This is a genomic window from Chromatocurvus halotolerans (assembly GCF_004340525.1).
GTDB classification, from domain to species: Bacteria; Pseudomonadota; Gammaproteobacteria; order Pseudomonadales; family Halieaceae; genus Chromatocurvus; species Chromatocurvus halotolerans.
The window spans coordinates 1-18,042 of the sequence record NZ_SLWX01000015.1 but is presented as its reverse complement, the minus strand read 5'-3'; the positions used below and the strand labels follow the sequence as shown (position 1 = coordinate 18,042).

Genomic DNA, 18,042 nt, shown 5'->3' with positions numbered 1-18,042 from the left:
CCAATATTGATCGATTTCCGTGCGAGCAAACTCGACTGTCCTGTGTCGATTCGTACTCATCTCCCTTGGTGGCGCCGCTATATAGCACCAGCGGCCATAGGCAGGACCCCACAAGATCCAGAAACCCCGATACTTCTCTTCACGCAAACCTTCCCGCGCCAAACCCTCGGCCACCGTTTCACATGGCTTGCTGGGGCCAACCAATGCCATATCGCTATGGAGCGGGCATAGATGCCGGCCGAGGCTGCATACGCAAACCGCACTGGGAAGTACTGGGTCGTTCCCAGCGGATCGACCCGCCTCACCCGCATTGGAGCTACCCGATGCTTCCGGATTCCCAGCGAAATCCCGATGTGCGGGCCCGGGATTACCCGGGGGAACCATTTTCCGACGTAAATAGGCGGTCACCTTAGAAACCCCACCAACGCCGCTTTTTTGGGAATACATTGCCTCCTGATCCCCTAGCGAATTGTTGGGATTATCCATCGCTCTTCCCCCCAGCACCGATGCAACGACGCTGCACAAAAGCCGATACATCATCGCGGCGATACCGGACGTAGCGGCCGACTTTCACATAAGGCAAGTCATAGCGGCCATTACAACGCCACACCGCGAGCGTCTGTTGGCTGATGCCGAGCAGTTCAGCCACGTCGCCGGGGGTGATTAGGTCAAGTGAACTCACAGGCAATCCTCCTCAATGCCAAGCGCCTCGTTGGCGCGTTCGGGAGGAAAGATCGATCAGAATCAATCAGAAAAAAATTGCGGCTTTAGAAAAAGCATCTTTTCCCATATGGGAAATATGTATAGTTTTGGCTTCAGTTTGTATATTTTATGACTCGCGCTTTCTTGGACGTCCAGGCTTATTGGATGGCGCGAGATTCTTTATCCATCTGCGGCGCTGGCTATGCGTGGTGTCCATTTCCGGGCAGCCGAACCGTCGAAGCTCATCCCGGTCTGCCATCTCTCGAATATTGACCTTGGGCTCGAGCGACCAAAAGTAGGCGGCTAAACCGCGGCACCGATATTTCGCTTCTTGCCGGCTGTCAGGCTTCCTGCCCTCATCCTCGGCGATCAGGTTTGAATCAACCAAGCTCTCCGTATGACTCAGAAAATCGGCGTGCAACAAATCAGGGACATATTTACTAGCCCAGTGTGCGAACTGGCGCGGCTCGACTCGCAACGGTAAATGCGGACGTTCATCATCATTCACGACCGAGAGCCCTTCCCCAACGCATCCGAGCGCAACCTCGCGTATGAGTAAAACCGCCTCTTGGTGAGCCCCCCCGGTGTCCGGAGTGCCCGGCAGCCGCCCTACTGCGAGGTCACACGCGGCGCGCAGTGTCCAGCTAGGCAAACCCACGAACAGCGCCAAGGTCTCCGTGTAGGTCGGCGCGCTCATCACAGGGCCTCACTGACACGTTGCTGCGCCGAAAGGTCAAAGATCAGGCGCCGCTTATCCGCCTCGGACAGCCCCGCAACGAGCGCCTCCAAGGCGGCATCCATGCCACCGCTTGCGGCATCAAAGCGCCCTGCGTGGGTCATGATGGCGTCAGCGATGCGCTGGGCCGGCTGCCGCAGTTCTTCCGGCGTCAAGACCAAGTAGCCGGCGGTTACGTCATCGCGCCGCGTCCGATGATTCAGCAATCGTTTGATGGTGTAGGTACCCACGTTAAGACTCTCGGCGGTCGTCGTGAACGTGCGACGCAAGTCATGCAGGGTAAAGCCGACGCCAGCGTGTTCGGCTATCTTCGATAGCGCCTTACGCGGGTCTTGGAGCCTTCCAAGCGCATTCGGAGCATTGAACACGAAGCCAAGGTGGTCGAACGAGGCGTCACGGCGCCGTCTTAAGATTGCGTCCAAGTGCGTCGTGATCGGAAGCTCGAGCGGTTCGCCATTTTTCGTGCGACTGATAAAAAAGCGGCCCTCGTCGAGATTCACTTGCGCCCAGGTGAGTTCCATCAACTCGCTCCGACGCAAGCCGGTGAGCAGCGCCACCTCCGCGAGATCGCACACTGCGCATTGATAAGGCCCAAGGCCACGCAATGCGTCCAGGGCATCAAACCAGCCTGGCAACTGCCCGCGAGTCAGGCAGGTGTTGCGCCTCGGTACCCGGTTCCAGAGCTTCTGGTGATTAAGGATCGCGATGGGGTTGTGCTCGAACAAGAAGCGCCCATTGGGACCGCGATATTCGTACTTGGCGAAGTTAAAAAGCGCCCGCGCGAAGCGCATCACCAGATCCGCCTGGGCGGGGCTGCGCCGGCTGATCGATTGGTGCAGACGCTTCACTGCCGATTCATCCAACGCCGACAGCGGGCGATCCGCGAATTCATTGAGATAGGTGCGAACGTTTGTGTCGTAGCCCCGGCGGGTACTCTCCTTTAGCCCCTTGCAGTTCGCGTAATCCGCGTACACCTCTCTGAGCGTGATTCGCGCCTTCCGCCGGACTCGAGCCTCCTCGTTAGGGTTTGCGCCGCTGTTGAGCTCCTTTAGGGCTTCGATTGCGGCCTTGCGCGCTTGCTCGATAGTCATGCCCGGATATCGGCCCAGCGTGACGCTGATCGCCGTCGTGTCGCCCTTGCGCTTCTTGTATACGCGGAATGTCCGAGTGCCTGAAGGGGACAGCTCCAGGATCAGTCCGGGGAGTGCCTCGTCCCGAATCCGGGTGCGCTTGTCAGGTGTTGGCCATCGATCAATGGCTGCCTTGGTAAACCGAAACCGGGTCGAGTGCGTCACGCCGTGCTACCTCTGTGCTACTTTGTAGAGGAATTGTAGCGCATTAAGGGCAACCGACGTAAACCCGAGAAACCATATAAATGATTGTATCTACGGCATTTATTAATCTAGCGGTATCTTGAAGAATGTAGAGAAATCAACGCCCAATATGACTCATAATCGATTGGTCGTAGGTTCAAGTCCTACTGGGCCCACCATCTTTTTGAGGCTCTACCCACTTAACGGGGGATGCACCGGTTTTCATTAAACGCGGTTAATAATGGGCTCTACCCACTTAACGGGGGATGCACCGGTTTTCACTAAACCCGGTTGATGATGCCATCCCATCCACAATGGGTTAACACCCTCAGTCGATAGTTCTCGAAATTCCTGAATCCGTATGCCCTCCTGGTCATCATTTCCATCTTGGTATGGTAACCCTCAGTGACTCCATTGCTCTTCGAGAAACGCCACATAGCGGCGATGGGCTCCAGCCAGGATGTCAGTGTCTTTGCCAGCGCGTGAAGCGGGCTGGCATGTAGCGGTTCTACCCACTTAACGTATTCGTCTGTGCTACGGCGGTAGCTTGTCTGAGCGCTGGACTCAACCCCGAGAAGTACGGGTCCAGCAAAGACCAACGCCCACAACTTCCAGAACATCGCTCGCATAAACTTTCCATCAGCGTAAACGGCACGATCCGCCTCCGCCTCCGCCTCCGCCATGCTAACGAATCGTTCATTCCTTGGGTCTGATATCGGCAGTTCCAGGTTTAGGTGCCACGAGCCCGCCGATAGCCTTATTCAAGGAAGGGCGGGGTTTGTGGATCCATTACGAACAATCCCCGCAAAACCAGATCAATGATCAATCTGACTGTCTTGAATTAAGTGTCTAGATTTTTTACACGATGTAAGAAACACCACGAAACTAATGTACACGAAATTTTTATCACATTGGTTTTCCTTACCTTTATGGGTTTCGGCATGAACTCTGCATCTAGGCTGCCCACGTAATTTATACGTGGATAACTCAGAAGGTAGCAACTTAATTTCAGAGCAAAGCTAGGAGCAAAGCTAAATGATGAAATTCTCAATACGACCTTTAATTCCTATATTTTGTGCTATGGCCACCGTAGCTTACGCGGGCAGCGCTTTAGGAGCGGCCATACTAACCGGCGACTCTGCCGCTGATGGTTGGACTCTGATTGGCAACTCGCGCGACTCTGAAAATGTCATTTTTTCACGCTTAGCCAATGGTAGCGAACCGACAGACTTCGACACCTATTTCACTACCTTTGTTTTGTCAGCGAGCGACAGTTTCAATGCCAATTCGACGGATGACGTCCGAGGAAGCGACACTGGAACCCTTGTGACTGGCAGTTGGATGACTGGCGACCGAATCATAGGTTTAGGCATCAATGATGCCTCCCCGGACACACAGGAACTGACGACCGCTTTTTTTAAACTCGATTTCGGTGGTACAGGCAATTGGACTCCGGCCTCGACGCTTGACGGCAATGATGGCAGTGCTAGTACTTCTGGCGGCGGACCGGGATCAATAGGTGCCTCGACGCGCTCGTCGGGCCAGTTTGCTCCTCAGGGCCAAACGTTTACCCCTGCCTTGCGCAGTTTTGCTGTAGTGTCTGGTGATACAAGCGACGCACTTGACCGGCGCTACAGCAGCCTGCAGTTTCTTGTGAACTATGACGCGCTGCTTCGAATTGACACGTCTAGTATCACAGGTTTCGTCTCCCCAGAATTCGGTGACGTTTCGAAGTTTGTAGTGAATGCCAGCGGTAAGGGTAAAGGTACCGACGTTGTTTTTTCTCAAGCAGCGCTCTTTTCAACTGTGCCAACGCCCGGCACCTTAGCTTTACTGCTGTTGGGTTTGGTCGGAACAAGTATAGCGCGCGAGCGTCGTTGACACTGTTTGCGCTATGGTTGGAATAGCCTGGCTAGCTACGGGGTTTTTGGCGATGTAAAAAAGATTGCGCAAGTCAACACCAAGGATCCATCGCTTTTAGCCTCGCTGGCCAGGCGAACAGAGACCTGCTCAAATTATTATCACGAGCGACGCACGCAAGCCATGGAACTGCGCATGGAGGGTAAAACCTTCGACCGCATGTGCTGAGGTGGGAGTATCGCGTCAGCGCGCGTATCAGCTCGTTCACGGCGCCTTGGGCAAGCTGCAGCGAGAAACGGGTTCTACCCCGCTTCTACGGACGTTTCTAAAACGGCTGAGTACTCAAGATCGAGCTTGGCCACTCTTCGCCGCTTTCGCGGATTGTGAAAACGCTCAATGTAGTCGAACACATCAGACCTGGCGATATCCCGTGTGCGATATTTTTTCCGGTTTACACGCTCACGCTTGAGCACGCCGAAGAAACCTTCACAGGCCGCGTTGTCGCCGCAGTGACCGACTGCGCTCATGGAACTGATTAACGCGTTCTGTTTCAGGAACCGCTGGTAATCACCGCTTCGAAATTGACTGCCCCTGTCCGAATGTAGAACGACAGAGCCCTTGTCCTGGCGTTGCCACACGGCCATCTCGACCGCGCGTATTACCATTTGTCGATCCTGCCGGTGGTGCATTGACCAACCGACCACCAGTTTGTTGAACAGATCAATGACGACGCATAGAAACCGTTTGCCCTCGCCCGTAGGGATCTCCGTAATGTCAGTCACCCACTTGGTTTCAGGCTCCAGCGCACTGAAGTCACGATTCAGCCGATTCTCGATCCCCGGCGGCGACAGCGCCGGCTTTGCCCTCTGGCCGCGCTTCTTTCGTCGTGGCCAACCCTGAAGCCCTTCAGACGCCATCAGGCGAGCGATGCGGTTCCTGCTCGCTGTTTCTCCTTCATGCGTAAGGTCGTCGTGCATGCGCGGCACGCCGATCGCACCCTGGCTATCCTCGTGGATCTGGCGAATACGCGACATCAAGCGCGCATTGTCCGACTGCCGGTCACTGGGTAACCGTGATTCCCAATCATAGTAACCACTCGGTGATACCTTGAGGCATCGACACATCATGCTTAGAGGAAACTCGCTGCGACAACGTTGAATCGCCTGATACTTCAGGACGACTCCTTTGCAAAGAACGTTGCCGCTTCGCGCAAAAAATCGCGTTCCTTCTCTACCCGTGAGAGTTCCCGCTTGAGCTGGGCGACTTCTTCATCCCTGGGAGTTCCGGTACCGCCGAATACTTGCCGGCCTGCGGAGTCTGCTTCACGGACCCAGCGGGTCAGGACATTGCCGCCAATTCCCAGTTCCCGGGCAACCTGGGCGCAGCTGACGCCCGGTTGCCGCGTCTGTTCAACGGCGCCGCGCTTGAACTCGGGGCTATACTTTCTTCGCTTGGACATAAACACTCCTTTTGCCCATTATGGGCTTCTTTGAAGTGTCCGTAAAAGCGGGGTAGAACCCAATCAATGCAGCCTGTCCCCGCCATCTGCACCACTGAGCACCTCTTCGGCAATAGATCGGCACATGACTGCTATATCTGTTGGGTTTGTGGGAAGCCGCTCAGCATAAAACCGCACGGCAGTGCATAACATCAAATCAACCGCGCGTTCTTCGTCGATACCCTCCTCCTCACGGGCAGCGCGAATCATGCGCTCAAGGAATAGGTGCATCTTCGCGCCAATCCGGCTGTCGTGTTCTTGCTCTTCTTCTGAAATCGCATCGGGATCGGGGTATGTACGGTTAACACTCATGGGTCGTGGCTACACATCAGAATGAGATGTAAGGCTACCCGTTCTGGGGCTGCAGAGCACGTTCACGAGTTGCCAGGCTCGTGAAAGCCGTTACTCGCAAGGTAGGCCTGGATGGTTCTGGAACCGTCATTGAGGAAAACCGGATGCCTCAAAAGCATCGCACTGCTGAAACGAAATTGTAAAAAATCTTCCGGAAACTGACCACAGGCGTTTCATAAGCGCTGCATTCGGTGGTTGCTGTATTGCTGCCGTAAATAGGCCACGGTAGAAAAACCAAATGCCACCTGTTTTCTATTACCGTCTGGACTGCAGAGACAGTCGCCGTTATTTCCACAAGAGCGAGGGCTACTGACTCGAAGACATGCCTACTATATCGTGGGCATAGATTTACCAAGCCTATAAATGCTCTTGTGCAAACCCGCACACCGCGCCCGGACGCACGCCCAAGATTTGCCGGAATCTCAGAATTCTTGCTAGAAGCGGAATCGTTGACTGCAACGCAGCAGCCTATGCCAGCCGCAGAAACCCTCGAATATATTGAATGCACCGCCTAATGGCTTCACGCACGCGAGTCCAGAGACTACGCGGTGTGTCGACTCCAACAGCATCCCGCAACCGGGCCAGCTGAACACGTTCACTCTGCGTAACACGGCCATCGCTCTCAGCCACATCTTCCGCTATGCGCACCAGCTCTCTCGCAAAGCCAGAGACTTTGACATCTTTCGTTGACCTCAGGCCGGCAATAGCCTCGCCCAGCTGACTCCAGTCCCAGTCAGCGACATGCTTTGCGTCGAAAACCAGTAGGGATTTCACATACTTCTCGTCGTATCCCCATTCATCACAAAGATACGATTCCACCCGCGAAATCTCTTGGTCCGCTACTTCACCGTCAGCCAACACAATCTTGCAGAGAACCGGTGCGAGGATTTCGCTGATACTTACTCCCAGCACGTCGAGTGGTGTATTGATAAACCGAGGTATCTCTTCGGTTGTTGCTTGACGCATCTTCCTAAGCAGCCGATGTGTTAACAGGAACGTGCCAGCACCGACAGCGCCTGCTGCCCCCACCCAACCAACGGGTGTAGATACCATGCCGATCCCCGCGCCGATCTTGCCAAGCACACCAAGCGACGACCACCAGGCGGCATAAGTCGCCCCCGCAGCACCGGCGCCACCGGAAAGCGCGTTGACGTAGCTGCTGGTGTTTTCGGCCCTGGTGAGCAGGGCGAATGCTTCACCACCAATCTCTAGTTTTCGTCGGAAACGATCTGAATCGGCAACAACGGTCTGAATATCAGCGGCGAAGAAATCTTCCAGCTCAGCATCAATCGTCATTGTCTACGGTCACCCAGCCAACGGCTGAAAGACTTCTTCCGAGGCGAGGATGTCACCAGCGAGACGAGGTTCCTGGGCTTTTACATCATCCCAGAGGCCTTTCGCTAGGCCGAAGAGCATTAACAATGGCCCCAGGAAAGCTGCCAACGGGGGACCCAGTAGCGGTATGGCGCCGATCAGGCTGGCGATAAGGGCACCCAGAATCACACCCAAGCCAGCGTGCGGATACTTGTTGACCAACAGCATCGCTATTTCAAGCAGGCGCTTACCAAATCGTATGATCGCGTTACCCACGGTTATCGTGAATTTGGTTATTCGAAAGAGTAGCGCCTTGATTTCAGCGGACACGGGCAGACTCTCGAGGTAGTCCTTTATCTGCACGTCCTTGGCGTACTCCTGTTTCATTCGTTCAAGGTGCTGCTCCGTGAGCGTGGGGATATCCACGGTGTAGCGCTCTCCGGTGTCGGGATGAACAATTTCTGCGATCACGGCAACTGCCTCTCTGTTCGAAACTTGCCCTTTTTTACCACAGGCACGCTGGCCGTGGCTAAGACCAGAATCTACGTCCGCGGTTCTCCCGCCTCACGCCCGCAAGGCGGTATTTAAAAGAGCGGTTTCGTGTGTATCTAAATAGGAATGATTCTTATTCCCATATCGTTTATTAAACGGAGGTCGCTATGAATACTACCCCTCGCTCTGCTGCAACACCCCCCAACAACCCTGAAGACCCGATTGACCCTGATGGTCTGTCCACAGAGACCTTTCTACCCGATGCCTGGACCCCAGCGCAACAACGCATCATCGACAAGGCCCTCGTCCTGCTGGAATCCCGCCTGATCCGCAGCGATGCCCTGACGTCCCCAAACCGTGTCCGGCAGTACTGTCAGCTACAACTCGGTCGCGAGCCTGATGAGCAGTTCGCCTGCCTGTTCCTGACAGCCCAGCACCATGTCATTGCTTTCGAGCGACTCTTCCAGGGCACCATTGATGGCGCAGCGGTGTATCCCCGTGTCGTTGTCCGTCGCTGCCTGGAGCTCAATGCCGCAGCGGTGATCCTGGTACACAACCATCCCTCCGGCGTCAGTGAGCCCAGCGCTGCCGATCGCCGCATCACAGAACGCCTGCAACGGGCGTTACAGCTCATGGATGTCCGCGTACTGGATCACGTCATTGTCTCGACGGGTGGCACCACGTCCTTCGCAGAAATGGGGCTGCTGTAGCTCGACGGACTCCCCCAGGCCAGGTCTGGCCTTCCCACCTATCGCATCATTCTCGGCAGACCGGTAACGGCTTGCCAGCACAACCCTGCGCGACAATCGCGCTCACACAACCCACAACCTCAACTATCAGGAGGCCTCTATGGCAACTCAATCTCGCACGACCGAAAAGAACCCCAATAACCCCGAAACCCCCACCGTCAAAACCGACGAAACCCCGACCGTCACCTTGTTGCGCAAGAGCAGCTGTAAATCCCTGGAGGGCAAGGCCACCCTGGGCTACCACCTTGGCACTGATGCCGATGGTGCCCTGCACTGGCGCCTGGCCAGCAATAGCGGCGGCGGATTTTTCAGTGATGAGTGGGTGCCCTTCCAGGCCATCCAGAACGCTCTGGAGGCGTGGCCACAGGACAAGCCGATCACATCCATGGCCCTGCGCCAGTTGTTCGTCGGCAGGTCGGCCAACAACCCCAGCTTTCTCCTGGCCACTCTGGTTGCCGAGAAAGTCCTGGACCGCGTCCCGGAATCAAAGCGGCACTACCAGCTTGGTGATGTCGCCGGTTTCCTGTCCGTCATGGAGGGATCGAAGGCTGGCCATAGCAAACCGGCCAAGCCTCGCGCCAAGGCAAGGGGTAAAGCAGGCACCGGTATGACTAAGGCAAAAGCCGGGACCTCCGGTGAGAAGTGATCGGTCACTTACCCCACGATCAACAAGAGCTCTCTAGTCGGTTGGTCTGGCTTTTGAAGAACCCATAACCCCAGGTGGCGCAAGGCCTCCAGCTCGCAGGCAAACCCTCACCCCCTGAAAACCGACCCTATACCGACCCGGCTGGCGCAATGCCTTCCGTCGAGCCGCCGTGCTCGCTCTGTACGTCGCAAACCCTCAACTCAACACAAGGAAAACCCATGCTGTCACTACTGCTGTTCGCCGCCGTGGTCCTCGGCTTCATGTCGGGATCGCTGTGGTTCTTCACCGTCGCCTTTAGCGCTCTGCTGATGTCGATGTATCCCGTCCTGGTTCTGCTGGCTGCCCTGGGCGGCCTGTCCTACCTCGCCTACCGCTACTACGAAAGGAAGCAATGACTATGAACTATGAAACCTACATCCCCGAAGCCCTGGAAATCGTGTCTGCCTGGGAAATTGATCCAGAGGATTTTGCTCAGGTGGTCAATGATCAGGCCCGCATTATGGCCGCTAGCGATCTGGACCTGATCGCAAACGCTGAATTCGATAACCCCTACTACCCCCTGCAGTTCTGACCCTCCCTGCCCGTCCTGGGCATTGAAAGACTCAACCACCCACCGTTAATCAAGGAGGACCCTATGACTATCCGCTCATTGGCGGAGGTCGGCGCTCGCCTGGAGGAAGCTGTTGCGCTTCTTCCGGGGGAACCCGATTCACCGCAAGACCTATATGACCGCTACGAAGAGATGGCGATTGCCATTCTGGATTCGGAGCACGCGGACTGGCCGGCCGGGCTGCTCGAGGAGTACCTGATGCTATGGCTCCAAATCCGGCGGCTGGAGCTGGGGGTAAGCGAAGTTGAAGTGGAAGCGCCGCCAGTATCCGCGAGGCATTTACCCTGAGGAGGGGGGCTGCCAGTCTGAAAATCTGCCGGACTCGTGAATGAAAAAGACAAAGGCGTCGACGGTTTGGCGCCCCTAACCATTCAGTTTTTTATACCTGTTTATATTAATCTGAAGTGATAAGGGCGGCAGTTCGGCAGTTCTTCAGATTTGCAGATCTGCCACTCCTAGAGCTACCCCTAATGCCCCGCATTGAGTACGATTTCTGCTCTACATGATCGGAGATAGAAAATGCTGGAATTAACGCTGCAAGAGGGGCGGGACGCGCTCATTCGTGACCACGCCTTGAGGCGATGCGGACTCAATTCGGAACTGCTGAAACAGTTACTACCTCAGCACGCGCAGTACAGTATCGCGATGGCCACACCCGGTCACACAAAAGAACCGCTGGAGCCAATCAGCGTCGAGGGTGCTCTTGAATCGACTGCCTCAGAGAGCGACATCATCAACGCCGTGCGTAGTGAGCTCGAGCGCCTCGATCACGAATTCTGGCAAGAGGTAGCACTCGACCTTGATCGAGCAAGCAACGGTGAAAAGACGGTGCTCACGTTCATCGGAGCTATCCCCGAAGATCCGTATCAGGCTCGAGTCACCTCCACATCGCTAGCAAAAATGATCAACGGAATACTCGGGCAAGAAGACTCACCGGCAGAAAGCGCGCCACCGCAAGAACTCGACCCCACCCAGATGCCCGCCAGAGACCGCACACTGCTGCGCATGCTCGCACTCGCTGCTCGTGATCTCGCAGCCAACAACCCCAGGCTCATTAAGCAGACCGGCAAACTGAATCTTAGCTCTATCGCGGCTAGCTGGCTTGGGCACTTGCGATCCGACGAGTATGAAATCGGCTTATCCACAGACAATGTATCTCGTGCCATAGGAGAGGGGCTTAAGCAGCTCGACAAGATATAGAAGGTTTTTTTCGGGAATCCCGTTGGGATTTTCCCGATGTGCAAGGCGCGCTGGTGAACTGTGTGGCGAATGATCCAACAACACAGGAGAACTGCCATGCAAATCAGCGCAACGTGCCAAGCGGCACTCGATCTCTTTCGCCGGGGCTTCTGCCCTATCCCCATCATCCCGAGCACCAAGCACCCCGCCTGCAAATGGGATCCGTGGAAGCAAGACCTTGACGAGGAAAAGATACGACACCATTTCGAACGGCACCCCGAGCATTGGCTGGGCGTCCTGACCGAGGGGGGATTGTTTGTCATCGACGCCGACACGCCGGAGGGGGTCGCCGCCCTACATCAGCTCAGCGACAGCCTCGACATAAGGCCCGGCATTATCGTCCAGACCCGGCGCGGGGAGCATCACTATTATCGACTTGCCGATGGGGTGTTCGCGAAGTCCGCCACGCCTGACACGAAGCAGTTTCCAACACGGTGCGACATAAAAACTGGCCGTGCGTTGGTAATAGTGCCGCCATCACCGGGTAAGAGCATCGAGATCGATGAGATCGACCACTTCAACGACCTGCAGGCGCTCACACAGGACCAGGTCGACGCAATCTTCCGCCATAACGGCCAGGAACCGCCGAGAGAGCACATGGCCCCGACGCCGGGCAGTGACCACGAGCTACCCGCGTTCGGTGAGCCATCCGAAGATTTTCTTCACGCGATACCACGCGTCAACGCCCTTTTGTCGGCCATTGACGCCGACTGTGGGTACCAGGACTGGTTCCGCGTGTGTGCCGCGCTGTACTCAGAGAGCAATGGCAGTGAGGAGGCGTTCGTCCTCTTCGATGAATGGTCGTCAAGAGGCTCCAAGTATCCGGGTCGGGCGGAAATCATGCGGCAGTGGGTGCATTGTCGTCGCTATGCAGGCGGCCGCCTCACGCTCGCCACGGTGGCCTACATCGCCCGCAACCACGGTGCTGATTTGTCGGTCATTGCTCGTGAGTTCCCTGACCCATCGGAACCGGCGGCCACGACAATCACCGCTGCCGAGCTCTCAGAGGCTGCCCAGACCTCAGACTCCGTGCAGAACAGAGAACCTGTGCCGCTCGCGCAGTTTTCATTACGCGGAAACAGCGAAATCATGCGGGCTGATCTGAAGGACCATGTTTTCTTCATCGACGGGCTAGCCAGTGTGGGACAGCTAACGGTCTGGTTCGGCAAACCCAATTCTGGGAAGACGCTTCTGGCAATGCATGGGTGCATCGACGCGATTAACGCGAAGCGTGTTGACCCAGACAACGTGTACTACGTCAACGCAGACGACTCCTTCTCAGGCCTGACGAGCAAGGTCGAATTCGCGGAAGAACATGGCTTCCACGTGCTCGCCCCTGGGCACCACGATTTCCGGCCGGAGATGCTGCTCAGGCTACTGCGCACAATGGCGGCGAAGGACCAGGCACGGGATATTGTCGTGGTGCTCGACACCCTGAAGAAGTTTACCAGTCTCATGGACAAAACCGCCGCGCGCGAGTTCGGCACTGCATCGAGGGAATTCGTCCTCAAGGGCGGCACGATCCTCGCTTTATCGCATACAAACAAGAATCGCGGCGACGATGGCCGGCTCGTACCTGCTGGTACGTCTGATTTCGTCGACGATGCCGACTGCGCCTTCGTGATCGATCATCTCAACGAGACAGAGGATTACCGTACCGTCCGCTTCGAGAACATCAAGAACCGGGGTCCAGCTGACCGCGTCGCCGCATTCCAGTACAGCATTGCAGGTGATGATCTATCCTACGCCCAACTGCTCGAATCCGTGGAACGCATCCCCAAGGCCGACATCGCAGCATTACAGGCCGATGTGTCCACACGAGCAGAGCACCCTGAAGATCTTGTGAACGCGATCATTGAGCATATACAGCGCGGCAGGACCTCCAAGCAAGCTCTCATCGAAGCGGTCGCGATCGATACGCAATATGGGCAGAAGAAGGTGCGGGCGACGATCGATGCGCTGCAAGGTACCGACCCCACGCGGCATCGATGGACCGTGACCAAGGGGGAGCGCGGACTTCAGACCTACGCCGTGCTGAAGCCCGACGATACCACGGGCGGCACCGGCAGCAACTAGCACACACCCAACACGCTATCCATGGCCGGCACGTCCCGGCCGATCACTAGACCAACCCGGCAATACGGAGGAATCCTCATGCCTAAAATCCGCCTGACCCAGAAACACCTCGACAAGCCGCCACCCTGCCCGACAGGTAAACGGCGCGTCGAGTACTGCGACATCGCCATCCCCGGACTCTATCTGGAGGTGCGCGATACCTGCCCCGACCAGGGTACGCTGTACCTGCGCTACAAAAATCCTGAGGCCAAGACTTGTCATCGAAAGCTGGGTAACTCCCAGGAACTGTCCCTCAAGGAGGCCCGACATCGTGCAACGCGATTGAAAGCCGAAATCGCTCTGGGGGCTGACCCGCAAGCAGAAACGCGCCAGCGCAAGGCGGTACCTACCTGGAACCGGTTCTTCGAGGACAGCTACCTGCCGCATGCAAAGCAGGCCAAACGCACCTGGAAGAACGACGCCGACATGCAGCGCCTGCGTCTCAGTGACCGATTTGGTGTAACGCCCATCAACAAGATCACCCGGCATGCGGTTCAGCAGTTCCACGATGAGCTACTTGATGAGGGCATGAAACCGGCGACGGCGGATCACCACCTCAAGCTGCTCCGCCACGCGCTGAATCTGGCCGTGGACTGGGGGCTATTGGGAGAGAACCCGGCCGCCAAGGTGAAGCAGTTCAATGCAGACAACCAGATCGAGCGCTATCTCACCCAGGACGAGCTGCAACGGCTCTTGACGGTCTTGAAGCAGCATCCGAACCGGCCTGTCTGCTGCGCCATACTGTGGTTACTGGCCACGGGAGCCCGTGTAGGTGAAGCCCTGTCTGCGCAATGGTCGGATATCGATCGTGACCGCGGTACGTGGCTGATTCAGGCAACGAACAGCAAGTCGAAAAAGCGACGGTCGGTAGCGCTCAATAGCATCGCTCTGGGTGTTCTCGATGAGCTTGAGGCCCTCCCGAAACGCCGCACGAGCGATCGGTTGTTCGTCGGCAAATGTGGTCCCCTTGGCACCATCAACAAGGTCTGGTGCGGAATCCGCACGCAGGCTGGCCTGGAGAACTTCAGGCTCCACGATCTGCGGCACTCTTATGCCTCCATGCTGATCAACTCCGGGCATTCGCTGTTCGAGGTGCAACAGTCCCTGGGTCACTCAGACCCGAAGGTGACGATGCGCTATGCCCACCTATCGAATGACAGCCTGCAACGGGCTGCGAACAGCGCTGGCGACTTGATCAGTCAGTCCATGCCGAAGTAGTCACACCGGGCCTCGCAATGGGGCCCCTATCCTCCCCCCTGGCCAATCTTGCATAGTTGATTGCACGCGGCAAATGCCTATCGCGGGCGGGAGACCCTTCTTTTCCAACCCCTCACGGAGGTATTCATGAACGGATCTACCCATCAAATGCAACGCTGCGGTCGCGGCATGATCGCCTGGCTGCGTCGTATCGGCATTCTCGCCAGCGCAATCATTGCGGTGGAACTGGTCGCGGCAGTGGGGATCGCCTTACTCGGCCCAGACGCCCTGAGGGTCATTATCGACTTCTACAACCCAACGCCAGAGGCAGGGGTAGTGGTGGCGGGCCACCTTCCCAATGGCGGAAGAACGAAGTGCTCCATATACCGGGGTGAGGCCTTCTGTATAGACGATTCTGACCCGACTGCCAGCCACGACCCGTCAGCTTCAGCCCGGCGCTGTGCTGTCTTTCACGGACAACCTGTTTGCATAGAGGAGGAAATCTGATGCCAGCATTGTGGATACTGCTGACCCTGCTCGCCACGGCGGGCGCTTCAGCGACGGGCTACTACCTGCTAGGACCTGATGCGTCTAAGCAACGGACGGAATGCGTGGAAAAAATGACGGAGGCGCTGGATCCGTCAACCGTCAATAGTGTAAAGGCCATTGTGCGCCAGTGTCGGGAGCGTTTTCCTGACTGAAGCTTCAGCGCAATCAAAAGCGGTCATTCGTTGCTTCCGGCCGCGGATGATCAATTTCGGCCTGAGGTATACTGTCGGAATCCTTTAAAGCCATTTCCGCTTTCGCCATAAGTGGCCGGCCGCGAAGCCGTGGAAACCACGGGATCGTTGCGTAACCGCACGAATTTCGTCGCTCTGAAAACTTGCTTCGTCGGCCCGGAAAGTGGTCCACTGATGAGTCCTCGTAGGCGCCAGCAAAGTCTTGGAAATGTCCGAAATAAAACGCAACCCTCCGTGGGACTACGATGAAATCATTCTCGCCTTAGATTTCTACTTTGAACACTCCCCATCGATTCCTGACAAGCAATCGTCGGAAGTCGCTGAACTTTCCTCAACACTGCGCAAGCTGGCGAAGCGCTTGGGAAATGCCGTCAGTGGCGATTACCGGAACCCTAACGGCGTTTACATGAAGCTCATGAATTTCAAGTCACTCGACCCGGCATATGACGGTGCGGGACTGGCGTCAGCTTCAGCAAAGGACCGAGAGGTTTTTGAGGCCTATGGTGATGATCTCAAGTCGCTACGCGAAGCCGCAGCCGCAATTTATGACGGAGCTATGTCAGACGAGCCGATCGCTGTTACAGATGAACCTGATGACCTTGACCACGAGGCGGTGGAAGGGAAGCTACTTATTCGGACGCATCGAACGCGAGAGCGGAACGTGGGGATCATAAACAAGAAAAAAGAAGCAGTAAGGAAGGCTACTGGCAAGCTTGCCTGCGAAGCGTGTGGTTTTGACTACGAGGAAAAATACGGTGAGCGAGGTCGGAGCTTCATTGAATGTCATCACACAGTCCCGGTGAGCCAGCTGCGTCCAGGGCAGAAGACAAAATTGTCTGATCTCGTGGTGCTCTGTGCCAACTGTCATCGTATGGTGCATAGGGGCAAGCACTGGCTGTCAATCGACGAGCTACAGGAAGTCGTGCTCGGGTAGCCATTTACGTTCCTCTGCTACAACGCCGTCCGATCATGGCGCGAGGTAGATGTTCGCAAAATGACATGAGATGTCCGCTTCCGACCCAAGTCTGCCATTCGTGTTGCGTTCACGGAGGGGATCCGTATTTTCGATTCATGCAGTGTATTCGGTCACCGGCTCATCGACAGCCCCAGGGGAAAACTCTATCGAACAACCCTGAAGGCGTCCGCCCGTTGTGCGTAGATTGATTCGGTATAGCGTTACGCCGTAGAAAACTGAGGCGCCGATTGCTGTCATGATCCCTTTCTCATCTTCGATTGGTGTGAATCGCAGGGGCATCCAATCAATTAGAGGCATATCTACGCATACAACGACCGCCTCCCTTATCAGACTTATTTCGCGATCAGATAGGGCATTGAACGGGCGAACGTAAAACACGTAGTAGTGCACAAACGCGACAAGCGTCAAGATCATTCCCACGACAAGCGTAGGTATACGCCGATTTCCTCTTCCACTTCTAGTCATGTGTTCCCAGGGTCGTATGTGTCCTCACCTAGCGGCATCGTACTCCAATATGCACTCCCTTGATCCAGCCGCATTTTTGCACACGACACTCCGGCGAGCACGGAGCAATGCAAAGGCAGAATGTCTGTCAATGGCCGAAAGCGGACATACGGTCTCGCCCATTCGGATCTGGTTCGGTGTTCGGTTTTGAGAACGCCTTACCCGTCTTCGGCTTACGGCTACAGCAGCGGAAAACCGATCCAGGCCAGGTTCGGTATACGTTCGGTTTCGGACCGCGAGGCTGGGAGTGCCAGAAGAATCCCTTACGTTTCTTGGTCTTTCAGAGGCCGCTCGGGCATCTCCCCCATCCTCATAATCGATTGGTCGTAGGTTCAAGTCCTACTGGGCCCACCATCTTATTGATTTTTATAGCGATCACCCGCCGACTCCGGAGCATGGGCTCTACCCACTTAACGGGGGATGCACCGGTTTTCACTAAACGCGGTTAATGATGCCATCGGGACGCCGCACCGCCCATCCACAATGGGTTAAGACTCTCAATCGATAGTTCTCAAAATTCCTGAATCCGTAAGCCCTCCTGGTCATCATTTCCATCTTGGTATGGTAGCCCTCAGTCACCCCATTGCTCTTCGAGAAACGCCACATGGCGGCGATTGGCTCCAGCCAGGATGTCAGTGTCTTTGCCAGCGCGTGAAGCGGGCTGGCATGTAGCTGGTCGATCAATGTGAGCAGCTTGGGCAGTGCCTTTTTCGCCCGTTTTCTCGTCAAGGTTTTCAGGAGCAGCAGCCGGTTGAGGCGTTGCTTGGCGTCGTACAGGGCGTTCAGCACCGGAAACTCTTCGAGGTATTTACCGAGGTTCTCGATTGGCGTCGAAGCGAGGGAGTGTCGCCCATCGCGGGCCAGCAACCCACTGACAGTGTTGTCGTCAGTGCGGCCCCCGAACCGTAACCGGTCATTCCAAGACGTCGTTGCCAGCGTGACTATTTTGCCTTGGGCGGTACCAACGCACGGACGGTTGCAACGATTTCCCGCAAGTCAC

General features: G+C 56.2%; 21 protein-coding genes. 12 read left to right on the top strand and 9 right to left on the bottom strand.

Going from position 1 to position 18,042, the window contains the following annotated elements; translation table 11 throughout:
- Positions 1–478: 478 nt before the first annotated feature.
- The 4 genes from EV688_RS13930 to EV688_RS13915 form a co-directional block, all read right to left on the bottom strand.
- Positions 479–682: a helix-turn-helix domain-containing protein gene (locus EV688_RS13930; protein WP_117319366.1), complete on the bottom strand. Its 204-nt coding sequence runs from the start codon at positions 680–682 to the stop codon at positions 479–481.
- Between the two features lie 147 nt (positions 683–829).
- The gene (locus EV688_RS13925) at positions 830–1,210 is read right to left on the bottom strand and encodes a hypothetical protein (protein ID WP_131917677.1); all 381 of its coding nucleotides are present in this window, start codon (positions 1,208–1,210) and stop codon (positions 830–832) included.
- 188 nt (positions 1,211–1,398) lie between these two features.
- Entirely contained in the window at positions 1,399–2,733 is a 1,335-nt protein-coding gene (locus EV688_RS13920; protein ID WP_117319368.1) for a tyrosine-type recombinase/integrase, read from the bottom strand.
- A 299-nt stretch (positions 2,734–3,032) separates the two neighbouring features.
- A complete protein-coding gene (locus tag EV688_RS13915; RefSeq protein WP_276309910.1) occupies positions 3,033–3,371 on the bottom strand; it encodes a transposase in 339 nt (112 codons plus the stop codon).
- A gap of 415 nt (positions 3,372–3,786) precedes the next feature.
- Here EV688_RS13915 and EV688_RS13910 point away from each other — a divergent pair, with 415 nt between their 5' ends.
- Positions 3,787–4,632 carry a hypothetical protein gene (locus tag EV688_RS13910; protein ID WP_131917675.1) on the top strand — a complete coding sequence of 282 codons (846 nt, stop codon included), beginning with the start codon at positions 3,787–3,789 and terminating at the stop codon, positions 4,630–4,632.
- A 281-nt stretch (positions 4,633–4,913) separates the two neighbouring features.
- Here the strand turns inward: EV688_RS13910 and EV688_RS13905 are convergent.
- The 4 genes from EV688_RS13905 to EV688_RS13890 all read right to left on the bottom strand — a co-directional run bounded on the left by EV688_RS13905 (position 4,914) and on the right by EV688_RS13890 (position 8,245).
- Positions 4,914–6,070, bottom strand: a protein-coding gene (locus EV688_RS13905; RefSeq protein WP_117319692.1) for an IS3 family transposase whose coding sequence is annotated in 2 segments (ribosomal slippage) — positions 4,914–5,830 and positions 5,830–6,070 — 1,158 coding nt in all. Because the reading frame shifts where the segments join, the coding sequence is not laid out codon by codon here.
- A gap of 63 nt (positions 6,071–6,133) precedes the next feature.
- Positions 6,134–6,421 carry a hypothetical protein gene (locus EV688_RS13900; protein ID WP_117319693.1) on the bottom strand — a complete coding sequence of 96 codons (288 nt, stop codon included), beginning with the start codon at positions 6,419–6,421 and terminating at the stop codon, positions 6,134–6,136.
- A 507-nt stretch (positions 6,422–6,928) separates the two neighbouring features.
- Complete coding sequence (locus tag EV688_RS13895) at positions 6,929–7,756, bottom strand: tellurite resistance TerB family protein (RefSeq protein ID WP_117319694.1); 828 nt, start codon at positions 7,754–7,756, stop codon at positions 6,929–6,931.
- A 9-nt stretch (positions 7,757–7,765) separates the two neighbouring features.
- On the bottom strand, positions 7,766–8,245 hold the full coding sequence (locus EV688_RS13890; protein WP_117319695.1) for a hypothetical protein: 480 nt from the start codon (positions 8,243–8,245) through the stop codon (positions 7,766–7,768).
- Positions 8,246–8,433: 188 nt separating this feature from the next.
- Here EV688_RS13890 and EV688_RS13885 point away from each other — a divergent pair, with 188 nt between their 5' ends.
- The 11 genes from EV688_RS13885 to EV688_RS13845 all read left to right on the top strand — a co-directional run bounded on the left by EV688_RS13885 (position 8,434) and on the right by EV688_RS13845 (position 16,496).
- Positions 8,434–8,976 carry a JAB domain-containing protein gene (locus tag EV688_RS13885; protein WP_117319696.1) on the top strand — a complete coding sequence of 181 codons (543 nt, stop codon included), beginning with the start codon at positions 8,434–8,436 and terminating at the stop codon, positions 8,974–8,976.
- Between the two features lie 139 nt (positions 8,977–9,115).
- Positions 9,116–9,661 carry a hypothetical protein gene (locus EV688_RS13880; RefSeq protein WP_117319697.1) on the top strand — a complete coding sequence of 182 codons (546 nt, stop codon included), beginning with the start codon at positions 9,116–9,118 and terminating at the stop codon, positions 9,659–9,661.
- A 218-nt stretch (positions 9,662–9,879) separates the two neighbouring features.
- Positions 9,880–10,056 (top strand): hypothetical protein, encoded by a 177-nt coding sequence (locus EV688_RS17475; RefSeq protein WP_162884014.1) that lies wholly within the window; start codon positions 9,880–9,882, stop codon positions 10,054–10,056.
- A gap of 2 nt (positions 10,057–10,058) precedes the next feature.
- Positions 10,059–10,232 carry a hypothetical protein gene (locus EV688_RS17470; RefSeq protein ID WP_162884015.1) on the top strand — a complete coding sequence of 58 codons (174 nt, stop codon included), beginning with the start codon at positions 10,059–10,061 and terminating at the stop codon, positions 10,230–10,232.
- Between the two features lie 63 nt (positions 10,233–10,295).
- Positions 10,296–10,559, top strand: a complete 264-nt coding sequence (locus tag EV688_RS13875) for a hypothetical protein (RefSeq protein ID WP_117319698.1) — start codon at positions 10,296–10,298, stop codon at positions 10,557–10,559.
- 231 nt (positions 10,560–10,790) lie between these two features.
- Positions 10,791–11,471, top strand: coding sequence for a hypothetical protein (locus tag EV688_RS13870; protein WP_117319699.1), 681 nt, complete (start codon positions 10,791–10,793; stop codon positions 11,469–11,471).
- Between the two features lie 96 nt (positions 11,472–11,567).
- On the top strand, positions 11,568–13,586 hold the full coding sequence (locus tag EV688_RS13865; RefSeq protein ID WP_162884016.1) for a bifunctional DNA primase/polymerase: 2,019 nt from the start codon (positions 11,568–11,570) through the stop codon (positions 13,584–13,586).
- A gap of 78 nt (positions 13,587–13,664) precedes the next feature.
- Positions 13,665–14,843: a tyrosine-type recombinase/integrase gene (locus tag EV688_RS13860; protein WP_117319701.1), complete on the top strand. Its 1,179-nt coding sequence runs from the start codon at positions 13,665–13,667 to the stop codon at positions 14,841–14,843.
- A gap of 126 nt (positions 14,844–14,969) precedes the next feature.
- Positions 14,970–15,329: a hypothetical protein gene (locus tag EV688_RS13855; RefSeq protein ID WP_117319702.1), complete on the top strand. Its 360-nt coding sequence runs from the start codon at positions 14,970–14,972 to the stop codon at positions 15,327–15,329.
- Complete coding sequence (locus tag EV688_RS13850; protein ID WP_117319703.1) at positions 15,329–15,523, top strand: hypothetical protein; 195 nt, start codon at positions 15,329–15,331, stop codon at positions 15,521–15,523. Before EV688_RS13855 ends, EV688_RS13850 begins: the two co-directional genes overlap by 1 nt.
- A gap of 247 nt (positions 15,524–15,770) precedes the next feature.
- Positions 15,771–16,496, top strand: coding sequence for an HNH endonuclease (locus EV688_RS13845; RefSeq protein WP_117319704.1), 726 nt, complete (start codon positions 15,771–15,773; stop codon positions 16,494–16,496).
- A 981-nt stretch (positions 16,497–17,477) separates the two neighbouring features.
- Here the strand turns inward: EV688_RS13845 and EV688_RS13840 are convergent.
- Entirely contained in the window at positions 17,478–17,909 is a 432-nt protein-coding gene (locus tag EV688_RS13840) for a transposase (protein WP_279388121.1), read from the bottom strand.
- Positions 17,910–18,042 lie beyond the last annotated feature (133 nt).